At 66.2% G+C, this 1,511-nt stretch carries 4 protein-coding genes; 3 read left to right on the top strand and 1 reads right to left on the bottom strand.

The genetic code is table 11. The features are described 5' to 3' along the window. Positions 1–259 precede the first annotated feature (259 nt). Genes ACFWPX_RS33250 through ACFWPX_RS33240 form a run of 3 tightly spaced genes read left to right on the top strand, consistent with a single transcriptional unit; the run spans position 260 to position 1,178 of the window. The gene (locus ACFWPX_RS33250; RefSeq protein WP_378932089.1) at positions 260–493 is read left to right on the top strand and encodes a hypothetical protein; all 234 of its coding nucleotides are present in this window, start codon (positions 260–262) and stop codon (positions 491–493) included. After that, positions 493–810 (top strand): hypothetical protein, encoded by a 318-nt coding sequence (locus tag ACFWPX_RS33245; protein ID WP_194828242.1) that lies wholly within the window; start codon positions 493–495, stop codon positions 808–810. Before ACFWPX_RS33250 ends, ACFWPX_RS33245 begins: the two co-directional genes overlap by 1 nt. A gap of 5 nt (positions 811–815) precedes the next feature. Continuing rightward, complete coding sequence (locus ACFWPX_RS33240; RefSeq protein ID WP_378932087.1) at positions 816–1,178, top strand: hypothetical protein; 363 nt, start codon at positions 816–818, stop codon at positions 1,176–1,178. On the opposite strand, the gene ACFWPX_RS33235 is transcribed toward ACFWPX_RS33240, so the two are convergent. Then, positions 1,171–1,365, bottom strand: coding sequence for a hypothetical protein (locus tag ACFWPX_RS33235; RefSeq protein WP_378932085.1), 195 nt, complete (start codon positions 1,363–1,365; stop codon positions 1,171–1,173). The genes ACFWPX_RS33240 and ACFWPX_RS33235 overlap by 8 nt on opposite strands. Between the last annotated feature and the right edge of the window lie 146 nt (positions 1,366–1,511).

The raw sequence follows: 1,511 nt of genomic DNA, 5'->3' as shown, positions 1-1,511 counted from the left end.
CACCCCCCCACCCGAGTTTGGGGGGTTGTGTTGTGCTCGCATCCTTTCCTCTCCCTCCCTGTCCCATGACAAGAAAAAACTCCCGGGGGGGGGGGGGGGGGGGGGCCCCCCCCCCCCCCCCCCACTTCGTATTTCGTCGAAGTGCAGCGGTCGGCCCGCTGCCGCGCGCCAACTTCACAGACCAGCTCGCGAAGACCTTCCCTACAGTTCGTCTGCAATCCCGCAAGTCCGTACTTCCGATGGCGGTATGGTTGGCGGTATGGCTGGACGTAAGACGTCGGTGAGCTTCGACGACGAAACCCTGGAAATCCTCGCCCGCCGCGCGAACGAGGCCGGCATGGACCGCTCGGCGTTCCTGGCGTCGCTGGTCCACCGCGACGACATGCGCCGACGCCTGGCCGCCGACAGTGCCACCCTCAACGCCGCGGGCTACACCCCCGACCGCGCGAGCGCGTTGACCGCGAGCCTGATCAGCCGCTCCCGGGCCAGCTGATGGCCAACCCCCGATTCGGCGAGGTGTGGAACGCCCCGTCGGGATCGGTCCTGCCCGGCGGGATGCTCTGCCTGATCGTCAGCAGCGACGACTTCAACCGCATCCGCCGCCAGTACGTCATCGTCGAAGTCGTCGCCGACCAGCTCGCCGGTGACGCGATCATCTGCGACCTCGGCCCGGTCGGGGTCGCGCTCACCGGCGCCCCCTTCACCGTCGGCTCGTCCTGGTTCGCCGAGGCCGAAAGCCCGATCGCGGTACTCGACGAACCGATCGCACGCCGCGCGGCCGACCAGATCCGCGCCATCCTCGGACCCTGACCTCGATGAGCAACATGGATGACGGAGCGGAACACCGCGACTTGTCTTGGGGCGCGGACCCGCGAGCGCACTGGACACCGGAGCAACACCAGGACTGGGCCGATGCCGAAGCCGAGCTGTACGCGCAGGGCTACCGGCCCGCCCAACCGGTCTGCGAGCTGATCACAACCGTGCCCCCACCGGGCATCGACCAGTGGAACTGGATCTGCACCGAATCGAACTTCGAGCTCGCGGACTGCACCACGATCGAGCGCGAGCTACTCGGTGCGGAGATGCGCCTAGTTGCCCGCGAGATCAGTGGGCTCGACGACGACGAGGACCGCGCCCACGTCTACGAGCTGCAACGAGCCCGCGGTCGACTCAACTGATCTGCGAGGCGGTATCGCCTGGACTGAAGCGCCTGAAGGTGACCGGAAGGCTGGTTTCTCTCACGATCTCGTTGCTCAGCGTGAGTGCGCAGTCCTGGCACGTCGGGATCGCCAGAATGTCGGTGGCCCTGTCCTGTCCGGCGATGACCGCCTGGAGAGTCCAGTCCGGCACGTGAGTGCACAGCATCACATCAATCCCTTCGCCCACTGTCCTTGCGCGGCAACGGTATCCACCTGTCGCGCCGAGCGACCGAAGTTCGGGATTAGCTCGGGTTTTGTCAGTCGCAGCTCAGGAATGAGCGTGCATCTGCACTTACATTTGCAAGCACGATA

Source organism: Nocardia sp. NPDC058518, assembly GCF_042719655.1.
Lineage (GTDB): Bacteria > Actinomycetota > Actinomycetes > Mycobacteriales > Mycobacteriaceae > Nocardia.
The sequence above is the reverse complement of the archived record's forward strand: the minus strand, read 5'-3'. Positions and strand labels throughout refer to the sequence as shown.